The 19,914-nt window shown below is 64.5% G+C and carries 15 protein-coding genes; 6 read left to right on the forward strand and 9 right to left on the reverse strand.

Features of this window, described 5'->3' with window-relative positions; genetic code table 11:
• Positions 1-2: 2 nt before the first annotated feature.
• A complete protein-coding gene (locus AC628_RS18415) occupies positions 3-1,436 on the reverse strand; it encodes a cytochrome c peroxidase (RefSeq protein WP_074128181.1) in 1,434 nt (477 codons plus the stop codon).
• Between the two features lie 308 nt (positions 1,437-1,744).
• Between AC628_RS18415 and AC628_RS18420 the strand changes: the two genes are divergently transcribed.
• On the forward strand, positions 1,745-3,514 hold the full coding sequence (locus AC628_RS18420; protein WP_074128182.1) for an alkaline phosphatase family protein: 1,770 nt from the start codon (positions 1,745-1,747) through the stop codon (positions 3,512-3,514).
• Positions 3,515-3,583: 69 nt separating this feature from the next.
• Here the strand turns inward: AC628_RS18420 and AC628_RS18425 are convergent, their stop codons facing one another.
• Positions 3,584-9,184, reverse strand: a complete 5,601-nt coding sequence (locus AC628_RS18425; protein WP_143201671.1) for a DUF5801 repeats-in-toxin domain-containing protein — start codon at positions 9,182-9,184, stop codon at positions 3,584-3,586.
• Between the two features lie 475 nt (positions 9,185-9,659).
• On the opposite strand from AC628_RS18425, the gene AC628_RS18430 reads away from it, so the two are divergent.
• Both AC628_RS18430 and AC628_RS18435 read left to right on the forward strand, forming a co-directional pair.
• A complete protein-coding gene (locus tag AC628_RS18430) occupies positions 9,660-10,316 on the forward strand; it encodes a FecR family protein (RefSeq protein ID WP_168193400.1) in 657 nt (218 codons plus the stop codon).
• A 75-nt stretch (positions 10,317-10,391) separates the two neighbouring features.
• On the forward strand, positions 10,392-11,258 hold the full coding sequence (locus tag AC628_RS18435) for a tetratricopeptide repeat protein (RefSeq protein ID WP_074128185.1): 867 nt from the start codon (positions 10,392-10,394) through the stop codon (positions 11,256-11,258).
• Between the two features lie 306 nt (positions 11,259-11,564).
• Here the strand turns inward: AC628_RS18435 and AC628_RS18440 are convergent, their stop codons facing one another.
• The 5 genes from AC628_RS18440 to AC628_RS18460 all read right to left on the reverse strand — a co-directional run bounded on the left by AC628_RS18440 (position 11,565) and on the right by AC628_RS18460 (position 16,416).
• The gene (locus AC628_RS18440; protein ID WP_074128186.1) at positions 11,565-12,431 is read right to left on the reverse strand and encodes an efflux RND transporter periplasmic adaptor subunit; all 867 of its coding nucleotides are present in this window, start codon (positions 12,429-12,431) and stop codon (positions 11,565-11,567) included.
• Positions 12,428-12,634 carry a DUF1656 domain-containing protein gene (locus AC628_RS18445; protein ID WP_074128187.1) on the reverse strand — a complete coding sequence of 69 codons (207 nt, stop codon included), beginning with the start codon at positions 12,632-12,634 and terminating at the stop codon, positions 12,428-12,430. The genes AC628_RS18440 and AC628_RS18445 overlap by 4 nt, the downstream gene beginning before the upstream one ends.
• Positions 12,631-14,682, reverse strand: a complete 2,052-nt coding sequence (locus AC628_RS18450; RefSeq protein WP_074128188.1) for an FUSC family protein — start codon at positions 14,680-14,682, stop codon at positions 12,631-12,633. Before AC628_RS18450 ends, AC628_RS18445 begins: the two co-directional genes overlap by 4 nt.
• Positions 14,683-14,684: 2 nt before the next feature.
• Positions 14,685-15,188, reverse strand: a complete 504-nt coding sequence (locus AC628_RS18455) for a MarR family winged helix-turn-helix transcriptional regulator (protein WP_074128189.1) — start codon at positions 15,186-15,188, stop codon at positions 14,685-14,687.
• Between the two features lie 88 nt (positions 15,189-15,276).
• Positions 15,277-16,416 carry an MFS transporter gene (locus AC628_RS18460; protein ID WP_245321221.1) on the reverse strand — a complete coding sequence of 380 codons (1,140 nt, stop codon included), beginning with the start codon at positions 16,414-16,416 and terminating at the stop codon, positions 15,277-15,279.
• Here AC628_RS18460 and AC628_RS44055 point away from each other — a divergent pair.
• Positions 16,415-16,663 carry a hypothetical protein gene (locus tag AC628_RS44055; RefSeq protein ID WP_168193398.1) on the forward strand — a complete coding sequence of 83 codons (249 nt, stop codon included), beginning with the start codon at positions 16,415-16,417 and terminating at the stop codon, positions 16,661-16,663. The genes AC628_RS18460 and AC628_RS44055 overlap by 2 nt on opposite strands.
• Here AC628_RS44055 and AC628_RS44060 read toward each other — a convergent pair.
• Positions 16,645-16,791, reverse strand: a complete 147-nt coding sequence (locus tag AC628_RS44060) for a hypothetical protein (RefSeq protein WP_168193401.1) — start codon at positions 16,789-16,791, stop codon at positions 16,645-16,647. The genes AC628_RS44055 and AC628_RS44060 overlap by 19 nt on opposite strands.
• A gap of 185 nt (positions 16,792-16,976) precedes the next feature.
• On the opposite strand from AC628_RS44060, the gene AC628_RS18465 reads away from it, so the two are divergent.
• On the forward strand, positions 16,977-17,189 hold the full coding sequence (locus tag AC628_RS18465) for a hypothetical protein (RefSeq protein ID WP_074128197.1): 213 nt from the start codon (positions 16,977-16,979) through the stop codon (positions 17,187-17,189).
• 61 nt (positions 17,190-17,250) lie between these two features.
• Here AC628_RS18465 and AC628_RS18470 read toward each other — a convergent pair whose 3' ends face one another.
• Positions 17,251-17,808, reverse strand: coding sequence for an HNH endonuclease (locus AC628_RS18470; protein ID WP_016845270.1), 558 nt, complete (start codon positions 17,806-17,808; stop codon positions 17,251-17,253).
• Positions 17,809-17,998: 190 nt separating this feature from the next.
• Here AC628_RS18470 and AC628_RS18475 point away from each other — a divergent pair, with 190 nt between their 5' ends.
• Positions 17,999-19,759, forward strand: a complete 1,761-nt coding sequence (locus tag AC628_RS18475; protein WP_074128190.1) for a chloride channel protein — start codon at positions 17,999-18,001, stop codon at positions 19,757-19,759.
• Positions 19,760-19,914 lie beyond the last annotated feature (155 nt).

Below are 19,914 nucleotides of genomic sequence, written 5' to 3' on the forward strand. Positions count from 1 at the left end.
CGCTACTGCGATTGCCCGCTCGCCACCGGCAGCATCCGGCCGAGCGCCGTGTAGTGGGCTTGATGCACGTTGCTGTTGAACAGCGACCACGGCTCGGCCTTCTTTAGCGCAACGGGAACGTCGAAATTCACCAGCTGGGCGAATTTGCGATACTCCGTCATCGCTTCGTCGATATGACCGGCCGCGACTTCGAGGTCGATGCGGCGCAGCGTGAGGACGAGGTCCTTCAGGATCGCGCGCGCCGCCAGCCGCTCGTCCTTGCCGCCGATCGAGGTGTTCCTGATGTCGGGGATGTGCTCGGTCAACTCGCGCAGCTCGGCGCCGACCCCGGTCACGGCCAGCGACACCACCGCGGTATCGGCGGCCGGGATCGCGGCCTCGAGCACGCTCGACAATTCCAGCACCTCTTTCATCCGGAGCACGACGCCGTCCTTGTCGAACGGACGTTCGCCGTCGCCGACCGCATTCAGATAGGCCACGAGGTCCTGCACGTCCTGGGTCGACAGTTCGAGGTCGAACACGCGGTCGAAATGCTCGACCACCTGCTCATACGTGTCGTAGCGGCCGTCGTGGAAATACGGTGCATTGAAATTGGCGTTCAGCAGCGTCGGGGTCTTCACCAGTCCGCCCGATCCGACGTCGTGACGCACCTGGTCGTTGAAGGTTCCAGCCGGAAGATGACAGCCGGCACAGCTCAGCTCGGCCTGCTTCGGGAATGGCTTGAAGAACAGCGCCTCGCCACGACGCTCGGCCACGCTCGCCTGCGCGCCAAGCCTGCCGCCGGGCGCAATCTTCGGATTGGGGAGGAAGTCGATGTCGTTGATATACGCGACGAGGCCGTCCAGAACCTCGTCGCTTGGCCGCGGCCCGGAAAACTCGTTGACGATGACATTATAGACGAACTCGCGCAGCGAAGTGATGCGTCCGTCATGGCCGTAGGGGGCGAGGAAGCGGGCGCCCCGCAGGCTCGGAATCCTGACCGGATCGAGGATGCTGTTGAACGTCTTCGCGTTGAAGACGAGGCTCGTCGTGTCGAAGGTGCCGGGGCGGGACGATAGGCCCGGGACGAACAATTTCGGGTTCGATGCGCCGTTGACGTGGCAGGTGCCGCAGCTCATCTCGGCCTGACGGGCCTTGCCGCCGAAGATGGAAGGTGAGTTGAACGCGAGATCGCCGAGATTGACCAGATAGGACTTTCGCCCGCCCATCGCCTCGGAATGGAAGAGTTCGCGCGGCCGCGCCAGCGCGTCCTCGGATAATTCCGTGCCGGCCGGCAGCACGGTCTGGTCACCGCCGAGCGGAAACGCCAGCGCGCGCAACGGCAGGAAGGCAACCACGAGCGCCAGCAGCGCGGTCCGCGCCGGTGTGACGCCGCCGCGAACGGCAGATGCCGCATGACATTTTTCCGAGCCGGACGCCAGAATATCCCAAGCCATTGCGAGAAAACGCCCCTTGTCACAATGCAGATGCGCCGCCGCAGGTCGGAAGATGTCACGGAGGTGACAGTTTCCTGTCGGCAGGATCAATGACCATCTGTTTGGATAGACGACTGTTGATTGCGGTTTGATGACGATCGATCAACGAGCCGCAAATCGGGCTGCATGTGACAGAAAGAAAAAATTGTCGGCGTGTGCCGGTCTTTTCACGCGTTTGTGCGCGCGTCGAAAAACAGTCATCCCAGCGAAATGTGTTTTGCATAGCGTGTAACTCCATTTCTATTTCTTTCTGAAATCAGGAGAGCACTATGCGGCTTTGGGGAGCCATTCCGGCGCTCGCAGTTGTTGCTGGCGCCGTTGCCATCTCACCGGTGGCAAACGCCGAGAATTTGGTCGAAAACATCGTTGATGAGTTCAAGCACGAGGTGCGGGACGAGCTGCGTGAGCTGCGCGATCGCGGCCATGAAGGCGTGCATCAGTACAAGCACATCGTCGTCATCTATCAGGAAAACCACAGCTTCGATAACCTCTACGGGCATTGGGGCGATGTCGGCCGTGACCGGATCAACGGCACCTCGGATGCCGATCAGGCCCATACGCTGCAGGTTCGCCAGGACAACCAGACCGTCTATGCCTGCCTGTTGCAGAACGACGTCAACCTGACTTCGCCGTCGCCGCAGCCGACCACCTGCACCGACAATACCGGCTCGGTCGCGATCCTGAGCGCCTTCAAGAACAAGCCGTTCGAGATCAACGACTTCATCCCGACCTCGGCGACCACCTGTCCGAAGCCGGTCGGCGCCTTCGCGCCACACGGCTTCCTCAACGGCACCGGCGCGCCCGGCGGCTGCACCGAGGACATCGTGCATCGCTTCTACAGCGAGCAGTACCAGCTCAACGGCGGCCGGCAGAACCGCTACGTGACCGGCAGTGACGCGTCGGGCCTGGTGATGGGCTACTACGACACCAAGAAGCTGCCGATCTACGCCTATCTGCATAGCCACGGTGCCCCGAACTACGTCGTCGCCGACAGCTTCTTCCAGGGCGCGTTCGGTGGATCGTTCCTCAACCACCAGTTCTTTATCGCTGCCGCGGCGCCGCAGTTCGTCGGTGCCTTGAACGACGGCAGCGCCAATGACTTCCACTCGATCGTCGATGCGAACGGCATGCCGACCAGCACGCCGCTCTACACGCCGCTCTCCACGGTGAAGGACGCGCAGCTGACGGCGAAGTGCAACCAGACCGGCCTGCCGGCTGGCCTCGCCTGCGGCGACTATGCGGTCAACACCACGCAGCCGACCTATCAGCCCTATTCACCGGGCACCCCGGACATCAAGCGCCTGCCGCCGCTGCACACGCCGAACATCGGCGACCGGCTGTCGGCCAAGCACGTTGACTGGGCCTGGTATTCGGGCGGCTGGTCGAACGCCAATGGCGATGTCGGTGCTTCCGGCTGGACCAACGGCAACGGCACGACCTGCACCGACCCGAACCATAACTCCAATGCAGTGTTCCCGAACTGCCCCGATGTGGACTTCCAGTTCCACCATCAGGCGCTCAACTACTTCGCCAATTACGCGCCGGGAACGCAGGCCCGCCGGGATCACCTGAAGGACGAGGCGGAGTTCATCCAGGCGGCCAAGAACGGCCGGCTGAAGCAGGTCAGCTTCATCAAGCCGATCGGCGAGGAGAACGAGCATCCGGGCTATACCAGCGAGTCCGAAGGCAGCCAGCATCTCGTCGATCTCGTCAAGGCGATCGTCGAAGGGCCCGATGGCAAGGACACGCTGATCGTCATCACCTATGACGAGTTCGGTGGACAGTGGGACCACGTTCCGCCGCCGCCGTTCAACCGTCATGGTGCCGAGGCCCGTGCTGCGGACCAGTGGGGCCCGGGCACCCGCATTCCGGCGCTGCTGATCGCCAAGCGTTTCAACAAGTCGGGCGTCGCGCATGAGGACTTCGACACCACGTCGATCCTCAGGATGCTCGAGAAGCGCTTCGACCTCGATCCGCTGGTGACGCGCCCGGTGCGCAGCCTCTCGGCGGCGTTGAAGGCCGGCGAAGGCTGGCACTGATACGAGAGATCATCCTGGCCCGCGCCAATATCTGACGCGGGCCAGGACTTTCACCAGGCTTCAGGGCCCTTACAGGATCAGATCATGTTGCACATGCGTGACAGGATCTGAAATGACGCTGCCGGCCATTGCCGCAATTTCCGGACTGGGCGCGAATATCGGCGCGGGCGCTCCGTTTGTAACGCCCTGAATGTCGACCTGAAGGCTGGTCGTTGCCGTATCGCCGTCCTTGTCGGCGGCAAGCACGTCGAATAGCAGATCGGTGCTCGGGATGGTCGTCTTCTCGTTATAGGTGATGTTGTTGACCGTGAAGGTGGCGTTGCCGCTGGCCGCTTGATTGTAATCGATCCCGACCTGGTTGAACTCCTTGCCAACGTAGAGCGTGTAGGTCGACGTCGTGCTGTCGAAAGTGGACGTGTTGATCAGCGACGCATCCGATGTTTGCTGCACGACCACCGTGGGATTGCCGGTATGTGGCTTTGCAACGTCGATGCTGAAGTCGTGCACGTCGGTGCCGCCGTCCAGAACCTTGAAGATCACGCCTGCCGTGCCGTTGCCCTGCCACTGGGTCAGCATGAAGCTGATCTGCGGCTGCTCGTTGGAGAACTTAAGGTTCAACTGCTCGTTGGGATCCATGCTGAGCCCGGTATCGCCAACCGCGATGCCGTTGTTCGACGCCTTGACATCGATCGGATTGCCGCTGTTGTCGGATCCGGTGATGACGAGCTCTCCATCCGGAGCCGTGAGGGACGGCGTGCCGCCGCCCGAGGCGCCGAAAGTGGAGCCGGTCACGGTGACCTGCTTCAGCACGTCGACGCTCTCGAGATCGAAGGTAAAGGTTCCGCCTGGATTGATCAGCAGCGTGAAGTAGGGATCGGTCGGCGTACCGCCTGAATCCGCAAGATAGGCGTCCATTTCGACGCCGCCGCTCACCGCGTGGGTCGAATAGAAGAAGGTGTAGTCGTCGCCATTTCCGGTGACATGCACGGAGGTGATGCCGCCGCCGAGGCTGGACGTGGCCAGGTCGAATCCCGTGCTGCCGACCGCGCCGTCGTGGATCGCAACCTGCATCCCGGCGTCGCCATCCGCGCCGAAATTGATGTGGTAGGTGCCGGTCGCGATCTGATTGTCCTGACCGGTGATCGAGGTCTCCGGGAACCCGCCAATCGTCGGACCGTCATCGGTGATCGTCAATTGCTTGCCGAGGTCAAGGCTCGCGCTCTGGAAGTCGCCGTCCTTGTCGGTGATGGTTGCAACCAGGTTGACGATGCCGGCGCCCAGCGTAACGCCTTCGCCGGTATCGAGATTGGTCCCGAGGGGTTGCGTCACCGCGCGATATTCGGTGAAGGTCACGAGCCCGGTCGCCGGGTCGACGGCGATGGTGAATGCCAGCGTCCCATTGCTCGCGCCGACATGGCCTTCGATGGTGTTGCCGTTCAGAACCAGCACGTCGGCGAGGCCGGTATGTGAATCGATCAGGCCCGACGCGGTATTGTTGCCGCCGGTGATCGTCAGCGCGTAGCTGATGGTCGCGCCATCGGCGCCTTGAACCGACGTGAATGTCGTCGAGAAGTCGGTCGATGTCGTCGTCTGCGATGCATCCGGCGCCGAACCGGCGATGTTGTCGTCGAACACCGTCGCCGTCAGATGCGTCTCGCTCAGCGACAGCGACGGCGTCGTGCCATTCGCGGTGATGCTCGGTCCGTCGTCGGTGATCGTGAGCTGCTTACCGAGATCGAGGCTCGCGCTCTGGACGTCGCCGTCCTTGTCCGTGATGGTTGCGACCAGACTGACTAGGCCAGCCCCGAGCGTCACGCCTTCGCCGTTGTCCGGGCTGGTGCCAAGCGGCTGCTTCACCGCCCGATACTCGGTGAAGGTGATAAGCCCCGTGGCCGGATCAACCGTGATGGTGAATGCCAGGGTGCCGTTGGTCGCGCCGACATGGCCCTCGATCGTGTTGCCGTTCAGAACCAGCAGGTCGGCAAGGCCGCTGTGCGAATCGACCAGGCCCGACGCCGTGCCATTGCCGCCGGCGATCGTCAGCGTGTAGGCGATGGTCGCACCATCCGCGCCCTGAACCGAGGTGAACGCCGTCGAGAAATCGGCAGACTTTACCGTCTGCGACGCATCGGGGGCCGAACCCGCGATGTTGTCGTCGAACACCGTTGCCGTCAGATGCGTCTCGCTCAGCGACAGCGATGGCGTGGTCCCGTTTGCCTTGATGCTCGGGCCGTCATCCGTGATGGTCAATTGCCGGCCGAGGTCGAGGCTCGCGCTCTGGAAGTCGCCGTCCCTGTCCGTGATCGTTGCCGTCAGGCCTATGATGCCGGTTGCAAACGCCACGCCTTCGCCGCTGTCCGGGCTGGTGCCGAGCGGCTGCTTCACGGCCCGATACTCGGTGAAGGTCAAAAGTCCCGTGGCCGGATCGATCGTGATGGTGAACGCCAGCGTGCCGCCGGTTGCGCCGACATGGGCCTCGATCGTATTGCCGTTCAGAACCAGCAGGTCGGCGAGGCCGGTATGCGAATCGATCAGGCCAGACGCCGTGCCGTTGCCGCCGGCAATCGTTAGCGTGTAGGCGATGGTCGCGCCGTCCGCACCTTGAACCGAGGTGAACGCGGTCGAGAAGTCGGCTGACGTCGTCGTCAGTGCCGCGTTCGGCTGCGAGCCTGCGATATTGTCGTCGAACACCGTTGCGGTCAGATGCGTTTCGCTCAACGACAGTGATGGCGTGGTGCCGCTTGTCTTGATGCTCGGGCCGTCGTCGGTGATGGTCAGTTGCTTGCCGAGGTCCAGGCTCGCACTCTGGACGTTGCCGTCATTGTCGGTGATGGTGGCGACCAGGCTCAGGAGTCCGGGACTCAACGTGATGCCTTCGCCGTTGTCGGGGCTGGTGGCGAGCGGTTGCGTCACCGCGCGCAACTCTGCGAACGTCACGCGCCCAGTAACCGGATCGATCGTGATCGTGAAGGCCAACGTGCCGCCGATTCCCCCGACGCGTCCTTCGACGGTGTTGCCGTTCAGAACCAGCACGTCGGCCAGGCCGGTATGCGAGTCGGTCAGGCCCGAAGCCGTGCCGTTGCCGCCGGCGATCGTCAGCGCATAGCCGATCGTCGCGCCATTGGCGCCCTGAACCGAGCTGAACGCCGTCGAGAAGTCCGCCGAGGTCGTCGTCAACGCTGCGTTCGGCATCGAGCCCGCAATGTTATCGTCGAACACGGTGGCCGTCAGGTGCGTCTCGCTCAGGGAGAGCGAGGGGGTTGTGCCGTTGGTCCTGATGCTCGGGCTGTCGCCTGTGATCGTGAGCTGCCTGCCAAGATCGAGGCTGGCGATCTGGTAGTCTCCATCTCTATCCACGATTTCGGCATACAGGCGGACAACTCCGGAACTCAACGTAATGCCTTCATCGGCGCTCGTGTCGGGCAGTTGCTTCACCGCGCGATACTCGGTGAAGGTCACCAGCCCTGTGAGCGGATCAATCGCAATACTGAAGGCCAGCGTGCCGGTGGTCGAGCCGACATGCCCTTCGATGGTGTTGCCATTTTGAACCAAGACGTCGGCAAGGCCGGTATGCGCGTCGGTCAGGCCCGACGCGGCGCCGTTGCCACCCGTGATCGCCAGCGCGTAGATGATCGTCGCACCATCCGCGCCTTGGATGGAGCTGAATGCCGTCGAGAAGTAGGCTGCTGTCGTCGTCAGCGCCGCATCGGGTGCCGAGCCGGCGATGTTGTCGTCGAGCGCTGTTGCGGTGAGGTGGCTCTCGCTCAGCGTCAGCGATGGCACGGTGCCATTGGCGTTGATCGTCGGGCCATCGTCGCTGATGCTGAGCCTGCCGCCCAGATCGATAGCCGCGCTCTGGGAGTCTCCATCCCTGTCCGTGATGGTTGCAATCAAGCCGACGATTCCAGTGGTCAGCGCCACCGCTTCGCCGTTGTCCGGACTGGTTCCGAACGGCTGCCTCACCGGCCGATACTCGGTGAAGGTGACAAGCCCGGTCGCCGGATCAACCGTGATGGTGAATGCCAAGGTGCCGTCGGTTGCGCCGACACGGCCTTCGACCGTGTTGCCGTCCAGGACCAGCACGTCGGCGAGGCCCGTGTGCGAGTCGATCAAGCTCGAGGCCGCGCCATCGCTGCCGGCGATCGCCAGTGCATAGGTGACCGTTGCTCCATCCGCGCCTTGAACTGGCTTGAATGCCGTCGAGAAGTCGGCCGACGTCGTCGTCAGCGCCGCGTTCGGCGCGGAGCCGGCGATGTTGTCGTCCAGCACCGTTGCCGTCAGATGCGCCTCGCTCAGCGTCAGCGCGGGCGCTGTTCCGCTCGTGCTGATGCTCGGGTCGTCTTCGACGACCACCAACCTGCTGCCGAGATCGAGGGTCACATATCCGAACTGGTCGCCCTTCATCACCGTCGCAACCAGGATGATGACCCCGCTCGCCAGCGGTATGACGTCGCTGTCGCCGGTGCTGGCGCCAGGCGGCTGGGCCGCCGCCCGGTACTCGGTGAATGTCACGTGCGCCGTCGCCGGATCGAGCGCGATCGTGAACGCCAGCGTCCCGCTGGTGCTGCCGACGCGGCCTTCAATGGTGTCGCCGTTCAGAACCAGCACGTCAGCGAGGCCAGTGTGCGAGTCGATCACCCCCGACGCTGCGCCGTCACCGCCGGTGATCACCAGCCTGTAGTTGACCGTCGCGCCGACCGCGTCCTGTGGGTTGGCGAAGGTTATCGCGAAGTCGCCCGTCGTCGTCGTCAGGGCCTCGTTCGGCGACGAGCCGGCGATATTGTCGTCCAGCGTCGTCGCCGTCAGATGTCTCTCGTTCAACGTCAGCGGCGACGGCGCTCCGAAGCTCAGAACGAGCGGCGCCGGTGGCGGCGTGTACGTGATGACGTACCCGGGAAGGGTGATCGGTACCGGTCCGAGCTGGTTCGGCGTTAATGACGGGTCAGGCTCGATAAAATTGATTGGCTGCAGCAGCGGCGAGCCTTCGTAAGCCGGCATGCCGGACCCTTTTGACCACACTCCTTTCGCGTAACCGGCAAGCGTCTCCTGTTGTGCGTTCCGCAGATCCTCCATGTGAGCAGGGCTGTTCGAGACCTGGCTTACGCTGACCGACGACCCTCTTGCGGTCAGGACGACCGTGACGCCGGGGTCGTCGACGACGATATGCCGGGGGTTCGCCTCTTTCGTCACCAGCTCGAACACGCCGTGGTGCATGTCCTTGTAGGTGATGTTGTCGTCGTCCAGGATGGTGACGTTGGGCTCCGCGGCCCGGGCGTCCTGGGAGTCCTTCAGCAGCGAGAAGGTCAGCGCGGCGAACGACAGCAGGCCGAGGCCGCTGGCCCTGACGGTGCCAACCGGCGTGTCCGCGGTCAGCACGTCTGACCCCGCCAGCCGCCTGCCGATGAGGCGGAAGATGCTTCTGGCTGTCGCGAACAGTCCCGGCCGCAAGCCGCCGACCGAGTTCTCGGTCAGATCGCCCAATGCCAGCCGGGTGCCTGCCGGCAGGTGGAGCATTGCACCGTCGATCAAGCGGATTTCGACCCGCCCGTCGGCTGCGACCTCGATGACGTCACCCTGGCAAACCGGATCGCCGGCCACGACGGAGAGGGCGACGTCGCGCGCACGCACAATGGTGCCGCAACCGATCACCGTATCAACAACGCCAATCACCCGGGGCAGCCGGCCTAATACGGCCGAGCTCGCGCCCCCGAACGCTACGCCGGACGCGACTAACATTGGCTTTTCGCCTGCTGAACGGCTCAGGCGGTAGGTGCTGCCGTCGTTTTCTTGGTCTGGCTTGCGGTCTCTACGAGGTGAAAAGACCCCGCACCCGCAGCCATAGGCTCGCCCGCCGAAACGTCCTGATTGAAACTAAATTCGGTAGTGAAAATCGGCTTCCAATGCAGCGGAGAGCCATCGCGGAAACGGCAGAACTGCTACCAATTATCGCAAGTGCACCCCCACTAAATTTAGTGTATATTTACCAAGTAAATTGTCCACTTATTAATTTTTAATCGAACGACACCAGGCCCTTAGGCCTGTTTTGCAGCAACTCGGTCGGCAGTAGAGGTCCTGCGGTCCCGGCCCGGCGGTCCAAATCACCATCGCGCCGCGACACGACAAGGTCTTCTCAACGGAGGGGATCGTGCGTAACCATTTGATTGCTCAATTACTTGCAAGCTTCGTTTTGGCGCTCGCGACCCTGGCGCCTGGTCCGATGCTGGCGCAAACCGAGCGGGCCCAACCCGCGGTTCAAAATTCCTCGGCGAGCTTCATCGGGACAGTGGTGACCGCCACCGGCTCGGTCACGATCGAGCATCCGAGTGCGGTCGTCGTGCAGGCTGCCCTGTCCGATCAACCGCCGCAGGCGAAGGTTGGCGACCGCGTCTATTTGGGCGACGTGGTGCAGACCGGGGCCGATGGGCGGGTCGGAATCAACTTCACCGATGGCACCTCGTTCAATCTGTCGAGCAACGCCAAGATGGCGATGACCGAGTTCGTGTACGACCCGAACGGCAAGTCGAATTCGACCTTGTTCAAACTGGCCAATGGAACGTTCACCTTCGTTGCCGGCAACATCGCGAAGACCGGCGACATGAAGATCGACACTCCCGCCGCGACGATGGGAATTCGAGGCACCACGCCGCGCATCGAAATTTCCGATGACGGTACGGTGAGGTTTGCGACGCTCGTGGAAGAGGGCAAGAGCAAGCTGCTCAGGAAGCCCGCGACACGGGCGGCGCCGCAACCCGAGCAGAACACCTACCACAGGTTCAATCCGAACATTTGTCGAGGGTGCTAGGCGAGCAGGGCGTCAGTCTTGAGCGGCTACTCACGGATATCGGCGACGATGGCGTCGTCAAAACCGGAGCCCGACATGAATCCTCGCGCAGGTTTCGGTGGGAGTGGCGGCCTGGCGGCGCTTTTCATCCTGCTGCTGCTCACACCGTCGGTTGGCGCGCAGAGCCCGACGCAGAGGAACAACTACCTGCGGAATATCGAGCTGTGCAGCGGCCTCGACCACACGGCGGCCGACGCGCGCATCGGTGCGTGCTCGGCGCTGATCGATGCGGGTCAGGACATGACGCCGGCCGGCCTTGCGATCGCCTACAACAACCGTGGCAATGCCTACACCGGCAAGGGAGACTATGACCGCGCGATCCGGGATTTTGATCGATCCATCGAGCTCAATCCAACCTACACCAAGCCGTTCAACAACCGCGGCGTAGCCTATTTCAGGAAGCACCAGTACGATCGCGCGACCGATGCGTTCGATCAGGCCATCAAGCTCAACCCGAACTACGGCGAAGCCTTTGCCAACCGCGCCGGCGTCTATCTGAAGAAGAACGACTATGCCCGCGCGGTGCAGGACTACGATCAGGCCATTCGCCTCGAGCCGAACCTCGACGGCGTGTGGAATGGACGCTGCTGGAGCCGGGCCATCCTCGGCAAGCTGCAGGAGGCGCTGGAAGACTGCAACAAGGCGCTGCAATCGGGGCCGGCCAATGCCGCGACCTACGACTCGCGCGGCCTGATCTATCTCAAGACCGGCGAGCTTGGCGCGGCAATCGACGACTATAGCTCTGCGCTTCGCATCGATCCGAAGCTGGCAAGCGCACTCTATGGACGCGGGCTGGCGAAGCTGAAGCAGGGCGACAAGGCCGCCGGCAATGCCGACATCGCCGCGGCCAAGGCAATTCAAGGCAGCATCAGCGACGACTTCAAGCGTTACGGCGTGCAATAGGCGCGCTTGCCGGCGCAGTCCGCAACAAGGGCGGCCGGCTTGATGCCGCTGCCCGCGTCTGGCTCGGCTAGAGCATGATGAGTTTGCTTCGAGTCGAGGGACGAGCTCCGTTTCACCTCGCCCCGCGTGCGGGGAGAGAGGTCGGAACGCATCGTTAGATGCGTTCCGGGTGAGGGGAAGCCTCCGCAAACGCAGTGATCACCGAATACGCGGAGATGGCCCCTCACCCCAACCCTCTCCCCGCGAAGAGCGGGGCGAGGGAGCACAGCCGTCGCGCGTCGTAGTTCGACCTAATTTCATCTTGCTCTAGTCAATGATCTCGACCGTTGCCGAACGGCCGGCGACCAATGCGATGCGATCGGGCAGGTGATCGAGCGCAATGCGCACCGGGACGCGCTGTGCGAGCCGGACCCAGCTGAAGGTCGGATTGACGTTTGCGAGCAGGTTCGCGCCGTCGGTGCGGTCGCGGTCCGCGATACCGGCCGCAATGCTCTCGACGTGTCCGGTGAGCCGGACCGGCTCGCCCATCAGCCGCACCTGCGCCTTGTCGCCGATGCGAATGCGCGCGAGCTTGGTCTCCTCGAAATAGCCCTCGACATGCAGCGTATCGGTATCGACCAGCGCCATCACGCCCTTGCCTGCGGTAACGTAGGCGCCGGGCCGCAGGTCCATATTGGTGATGGTGCCGTTGACAGATGCATGCACCTCGCTGCGATCCAGATTGAGCTGCGCCACGGCGCGATCGGCGACCGCCTGGTCGTAAGCGGCCTTGGCCTGCAACTGCGTGGCCAGCACCTGCTCCTGCTTCTGCTGCGACACCGCATCGGTGGTCAGCGAGCTGTAGCGTTTGAGATCCGATTCAGCCTGATCCAGCGTGGCGCGATGGCCGGCGACCGCAGCATCGGCCTGTTGCAACGCCAGGGCAAAGCGCGCGCGATCGATCCGGAACAGGATGTCGCCGCGATGCACTTGCTGATTGTCCTTGACCAGCACGTCGGTGACGAAGCCGGATACGTCGGGAGCAACCTGAACCACGTCGGCGCGGACCCTGCCGTCGCGGGTCCACGGCGATTCCATATAGTAGACCCAGAGCGCGCGACCGACGGCCAGCGCAGCGACGAGCGCGATCGCGGTCAGCGCGACCCGGCCGAGCCAGGCGAAATTCCCCTTCATGGCAGAAACTCCGAGAAATAAACGACGACGCCGAGCAGGCATACGTACAGGGCGAAATTGAACAGCGCGCGATGCCAGACCAGCCGGTAGAGCCCGAGGCGCTGCATGATCCGGCTCGCCACCGCGCTCAGCGCGTAGGCAACGATGAGCCACAGCAGCAGCGCCGGGACCAGGACACCATAGATGTCGAGCTCATACCTCATGCAGCAAAACTCTCCTCGGGCTGCGATCGATACGCAGGCGCATCCGGAAACAGGCCGCGGCGGATGCCGACGAGGCCGAGCAATGCATCGTCCCGCGCGCGCTCATCGGGGTCCTTGACCACCGCGGTCACCGTCGCGTCGATGCGTGACAGCAGTTCGGCCGGCATCGCCTGGTCCGCATGAGCGCGAAACGACGCCGCGAGGTCGTCCAGCATGTCGTCGATGGCCCGCACGGTCGACGCCGCAAGGCCGTAGCGGGCCCGCCTGAGGTCGATGATATTGAGTCCGATGCGCAGCTGGACCAGGCTGTCGGCATCACGGCGGTCGCTCTCGGAGATGAAGGCGATGCGCTGCACCAACAGTCCGAGCCGATGCAGCATCAGGCCGGCAAATTGCGCGCGATCGCCGCGGCCGCGCCGCTCGGCCGCGACCGCCAGCGTCTGCCAGCTCGACATCATCAGCCGCTTGGCGATCCATTCGGCGCCGACGCCGCGCGCGACACGCGTCACGATCTCGGCGATGACGACGCCGAGGAAGAAGGCGACCGACGTGTTGGCAAAGCTGGCGAAATCCGCGTTGTAGGTCGATTGCAGCGCGAGCAGCGTCGCGGTGTTGGCGGCGAGCGCCATGCCGATCGGCGCGGTTTTCGGCCGCGCGATCAGGAAACCGTACAACAGGAAGGTCGGCGCCAGCGCGGCGATCAGAACCTCGATGTGGGAGATGCCGGGCACCAGCGCGAACTGATAGATCGCGACCACGACGATCGCGACCAGCGAAAACAGGCCGAAGGCCCGGATGCTGCGCGCCGGCTCGTCCTGCGCCGCGAAGAAGGAGCAGGCGACCGCCGCCATCATCGGCGCCGAGGCGCCGTCGGGCCAGCCGGTCGCAATCCACAGGCCGCAGCAGATCAGGATCGCTACCGCCGCCCCCGCGGCCGACCACAGCGCCATGCCGTGGTCGCGATGACGGACCGGCGCGGCGCCCGCCTCCGGGTGGAACGCCAGCGGGACGGTGGAGATATCCTGGCCCGCCGCAATCGCATCGCCCACCGCGCGGCAGTCGGCCGAGATGTCGACAAGCTCGCGCAGCCGCAGCAGCCGGCTGATGGTGATGATGCGCTCCCGCGGCGCGAGGCCGTCGAGTGCCGATTGCCGCTCGGCGATCGCGGCGCGGATCTGCTCGCCGGATTGCCGCGAGCGATCCTCGTCCACGATCCATGCGGCGAGGTCGCCGATCAGGCGCCGCAACTCCGGTTGCCTTTGCAGCGCCGCTTCGCCGAGCGCGGCCAGCCGGTCTTCGATCGACGTGACGATCGGCAGCAGCATCAGCATGCGCAGGCGGACCTCACCGAGGCCACGTACGGTGCCGGCGTCGGCCAGCCGGTCGTAGGCGAGATGGGTCGCCAGCGTATCGATCTCGACGATGTCGGTCGCAAGGTGGAGGCGTTGGGCCCGGCGCGTCTCGCTGGTGCCGCGATCAAGCAGCACGTCGCGGGACAGGCGGCGCGCATCCGCCAGCCAGCTCCTGACGCGGCCGCCGACCGCCGGCGCGACGCTGCGCGGAAACACCACAGTCGACACCAGGCTGGCACAGATGATCCCGAGCGAGATCTCCTCGACCCGCGCCAGCGCGACATCGAAGATGCTGCCCGGATCGGCCACCGATGGAAAGCCGATCAGCGCGACGGTGTATCCCCCCAGCATGAAGATATAGCTGCGCGGCGTGCCGTCGAGCAGCGCCAGGTAAAGGCAGAGGCCGACCCACAGCGCGATCGCAAGGCACAGCAGTTCCGGCGCGTTGATCAGGTTCGGCACCAGGGCGACCGTCATGCTGGCGCCGACCAGGGTGCCGATCACGCGGAAGAACGCCTTCGAGCTGGTCGCACCGGCCAGCGGCTGTGACGTGATATAGACCGTCGCCATCGCCCAATAGGGACGCGGCAGATCGATCGCCAATGCGATGACGAGTGCCAGCATCGACGCGGCGAACGTCTTCAACGCGAAGATGAGGTCCGCGTGGCGGACCAGGAACGGCTCTTCCGCGCGCATGACTATCTCGCCTCTGCAGCAGTCTTGTCTGCAGCAGTCTTGCCTTGAACACTCTTGGCGTGCTGCAGGCGGCTCGCGCGCTGCTCGATGCGCTGGAGCGTCTCGAAGGTTACCGCAAGTTCCTCGCTGCCGATATCCTTCAGCAGGCTTGCGCGCACGCGGCGTAGCACCCGGTTGGTCTCTTCGACCTTGGCTTCGCCTGAAACGGTGAGATGCAGCGTCTTGGCGCGCCGGTCGGTCGGGTCCTCGCGGCGCTCGACCAGGCCTTCGGATTCGAGCAGATCGATCAGCCGAACCAGCGAAGGCCCCTCGATCCCCAATTCGTCGGCCAGCACGCCCTGGCGGACGTTCTCCCCCTGCCGCGACAGCACCAGCAGCGGGATCGCCGTCGCGTAGGACAGGCCGTGATCGGACAGCGCCTGATCCGACTCGCGGCGCCAGATCCGCCCGAGCCTGGTGATCAGGCGGCCGATCTCGGCGTGGATATGGGATTGCGACGGAGGCATGGGAATTAGATAGGATACGAACTATTAGGATGCAATAATATACCTCCGAACACCGCGGATGATCACGCTAATGCGATCACGGAAGACGTCAGAATTCCTGCACGGTCGACCGGAAGACGATCCAGAGTGCGATCGACACAAGCCCCAATCCGCCGAGCACCAGGAAGACCGGACCATAGCCGACCCATTGTGCGATCCAGCCGCCGAGCGCGGGGCTGAGCGAGGCGCCGATGCCCTGGACGGTGATGACCGCGCCTTGCCCAAGATTGACGCGGCCGGTTCCGTTCAGTGATCGCGCGACCATTCCCGGCACGGCCACGCTTTGCAGGCCGGCGCCGATGCCGTCGAGGATCTGTACCGGCAGGACGCCCCACCAGCCGGAGAGGAAGAACGCCAGCACGCCGCGCACGGGTAACGCCAGGAACGACAGCAGCAGGACCGACCAGTAGTTGCGGCGCTCGGCTGCGCGCATCCCCGCGATCGACGCGAGGACCATCACTGCCTGCGCCACCACGATCGTGGTCGCGACGAAACTCGGACCGTTGGCATGATTGCCTGCGACGGCGGCAAGGCCGTAGAGAGGTACGATCGACGCGTTGCCGAGGTGGAACGCGGCCAGTGCGACGGCGAGCACCAGCAGCGGCTTGTGCTTGACCAGCACGGAGAAGCCGCTGGGCTGGCTGTCCGGGTCTTCTTCCTTGCCGCGTGCCGCGTGGTGATCGATGCTGCCGGGCGGGATCATCAGGACGCAAGCAATCGTAATCGCGCCGAACAGGGCGGCGAGCACGAACACCGCCACATAGCCGTATTGCCAGCCGAGATAGCCCGATGCCGCGGCGCCGACCATGTTGCCGGCGTGGTTGAATGCCTGGTTGCGGCCGTTCTGCCGGTTGAAGCCGCGCTGTCTGACGATGCCGAGCGTGATGCCGGTGACCGCCGGCACGATCGCCGCGCCCGCGATCGAGGTCGCAACCTGGGACAGCGCGACGGCCCAGAAGCTTTGCGACATCAGGATGACGGCCGATGCCACCACGACCGCGACGCCTGGCACGATCACCCATGCCCGCTTGTGGTTCGTCGTATCGATGCAGCCGCCGATCGGCGTCGTGATCAACATGCCGGCGACATTGCCGAGCGTTAGGGCAGTCCCGATCAGGCCGCTGGTCCAGCCATGCAACTGAAGGAAGACCCCGACGAACGGTCCAATCCCGGACTGCATGTCTGCCATGAAGAAGTTCACGGCCAGCAGCGGCCACAGGCGTGCAGACGCAGAGGACGATTTCGCTTTGCGATCGGGCATGTTCCATGAACGCGCGGGACCGCGGAACGAAGCGGTGGCGGATGGATATTTCTGCGCAACCGGCAGTGACGCGATACGCATGGCGACCGTCGGCACGATTCTCGAAACGGAGATCGTGGCTGGCACCCTTGCGGTCCGGCTCGCGCCGGTCCGCGTCTATCGCACCAGCATGTAGGCGACGACGATGATCACGAGCGCGATGATCGCCGCCGTGAACATCATGCCGTAGAAACGTGCCTGCCTTTCCTGGGGCGTCTCAATTGTGTTTGCTGGCGCTGGTTCGGCCGGGCCTTCTCGGACCATGATTGGCGTCCTGTTCATCACCACTCAAGTCGACGCCGCCGACGCAGCTTCGTTCCTAATCGGTGCCGGAGCCGGGCCGGTTGCGCGTAGGAACCTCGCTCCGAACCGGCCGTTGGCCGGTCGTCCGCAAGACATATCGGCGCAACGGCACGTGACGCAGCACCGTCTTGCGCAAGGAGGACATGATGGGTTTGGCTCAATACGCGGTGATCGCGGCCGGCGAGGAATGGGGCGTCCTGCACGATGGCAATCTCAATGCCGGATACGCCACCAAGGAAGCTGCATTCGAGGCGGCAACTGCCGCCGCGGCGCTGGCGATCAGGCTGGGACATGAAGTCCATGTCAGCGTGCCCGGACGCGAAGAGGGTGAGGCGGCCCTGACGAAGCGACCCGCCTGACTCCAAACAACAGCAGTACCAGCTTGCATTCCGTGCGGGGGACGACGCTCGCTATCGCGCCCTACGGATCGAGCTCAGTATCCCAGTAGAGATAATCGAGCCAGCTCTCGTGCAGATAGTTCGGCGGGAACAGCCGGCCGTTGCGGTGGAGCTGATGCACCGTCGGGGCGTAGGGTGTCTGCTTCGGAAACATCTTGGCCTGCTGCGGCGTCAGATTGCCCTTGCGCAGATTGCAGGGCGAGCAGGCGGCAACGACGTTCTCCCAGGTGGTCTGGCCACCCTTGCTGCGCGGAATGATGTGATCGAAGGTGAGGTCGTCGCCCGACAGGCAATATTGGCAGCTGAATCGGTCGCGCAGGAAAACATTGAACCGGGTGAAGGCGGGGTGGGTGGTCGGTTTGACGAAGGACTTCAGGGATACGACGCTGGGCAACTGGATTTCGAAGGAAGGACTTCGTACCGCCCGGTCGTAATATTCGACGATGTTGACACGATCGAGGAACACCGCCTTGATCGCGTCCTGCCAGGACCAGAGCGACAGCGGGTAATAACTCAGCGGCCGGAAGTCCGCATTCAAGACCAGCACCGGCCAACCGCCTTGCGAGACATGTGCGTTCAAATAACGCTCCTGATCTCCCATTAGCTGCGAAGCAGCATGCACTCACATACTACAGGCAGCGTGACGGGATTGTGAAGAGCAATGAGCAGCTTATCCGCCGTCCCCTGCCATGTTCCTGCCCCGATTGCCTCCTGCCCGCGAGGCCCGTAAAGGGAGCCGCAAGCCCCTCGGCCAGTGACGGACCCTGCCGATGACCACGACCACAAGCTATCTCGAGGCGCCGCGCCGGTTGCGCGCATTCGTGCGTGCGCACGAGACGAGCCTTGTGGTGCTGGCGGTGCTGATCGGCGCCATCGGCGGCCTCGTGGTGGCGGTGATGAGCAGCCTCGTCACGGTGCTGCATTCGGTGCTGTTCAATCTGCCGCTGGGCGAGCGGCTGTCGAGCCAGCCCAGCATCGATCCGGTGCGTGCGCTGCTGGTTCCCACGGCTGGCGGCCTGCTGCTGGGCATAGCGTTCCTGCTGCTGCTGCGGGTCCGGCCGGCCCGTGAGATCGACCCGATCGAGGCCAACGCGCTCTATGGCGGCCGGATGTCGTTCCGCGGCAGCGTGATCGTGGCGCTGCAGACGATCTGGTCGAGCGGCGTCGGCGGCTCGGTCGGGCTCGAGGCCGGCTACACCCAGCTGTCCAGCGGCCTCGCCGCCTCGCTCGGCCGCGGTTTCCACCTCCGCCGCAACGATCAGCGAATCATGGTCGGCTGCGGCGCGGCGGCGGCGATCGCCGGGGCCTTCAGCGCGCCGCTCGCCGGCGCCTTCTACGCTTTCGAACTTGTGATCGGCGGCTATACGCCGGCGAGCCTGACCCCGGTCGGGGTGGCGGCGGTGACCGGCTATTTCGTCGCCCATGCCTTCGAGCCGCTGCCGCTCGGCGTCGGCGTCGGAACCGTCGGCGACGTGCTCGGGCGGGATCTTGCGATCGCCGCGCTGCTCGGCATGGTCGCGGCGCTGACCGGGATCGCGATCATGCGCGGGGTGACGCTGTGCGAGGCGGTGCTCACCAAAACCCGGCTCTGGCAGCCGCTGCGGCCGGCGCTCGGCGGGCTTGCGGTCGGCGCGATGGCGCTGCTGACGCCGCAGGTGATGTCGTCGGGCCATGGCGCGCTGCGCTTCGCCGGCATCGTGGCGATGCCGCTCACCTTCATCGCCGCCGTGTTCGCACTGAAGGCGCTCGCCTCGATCGTGTCGCTCGGATCCGGCTTCCGCGGCGGATTGTTCTTCGCCACGCTGTTCATGGGCGCGCTCGGCGGCCGGCTGTTCGCCGCCGGCGTCGACATCGTGTGGCCGGGGCTGGATCTCGATCCCAACGCCTATGCGGTGATCGGCATGAGCGCGCTGTCCGCCTCGGTGATCGGCGGTCCCTTGACGATGTCGTTCATCGCGCTGGAATCCACCGGCAATCTCTGGCTCACCACCGCGGTGCTGGTCGCGGTGATCATCTCGACCACGATCACCCGCGAGCTGTTCGGCTATTCGTTCGCGACCTGGCGGCTGCATCTGCGCGGCGAGACCATCCGCAGCGCCGCCGATATCGGCTGGATCCGCGATCTCACGGTCGGCAAGATGATGCGGCAGGACATGACGACCGTGAACGCGGCGATGCCGATCGAGGCGTTCCGCGAGGAATTCCCGCCGGGCTCGAAGACCCAGGTGGTCGCGGTCGACGGCGAGGGACGCTATGCCGGGCTCGCGCTGGTCGCCGAAGCCCACGCGCCGGACCTCGAGGAGGACAAGGGCCTTGCGGCTATCCTGCGCTACGCCGACGTGGTGCTGCATCCCGGCATGAACGTCCAGGAGGCGATCGCGGTGTTCGACGCGGCCGAAGCCGAATCGCTCGCGGTGGTCGAAGGCGACGGCGACCGGCGGCCGATCGGCCTGCTCACCGAGGCGCACGCAATGCGGCGCTACGCCGAAGAATCCGAGCAGCGCCGCCGCGAGGTGATCGGCGAGATTTGATGGCGCGAGTGAAGGACCGCGTGACCGTCGCTGCGGGGCGCGCTGTCAGTGCCGTCATCCTGAGAGTCTGACTCATAAATCATCGCCCCCTATCTGCAGCGGCAAGTCTGCGGGTCAGGAGTCTGATGTGTGCAATCAGCAGCCAGGCAGCTTCG

This window comes from Bradyrhizobium sp. NAS96.2, from assembly GCF_001908235.1.
In the GTDB taxonomy this organism is placed as follows: domain Bacteria; phylum Pseudomonadota; class Alphaproteobacteria; order Rhizobiales; family Xanthobacteraceae; genus Bradyrhizobium.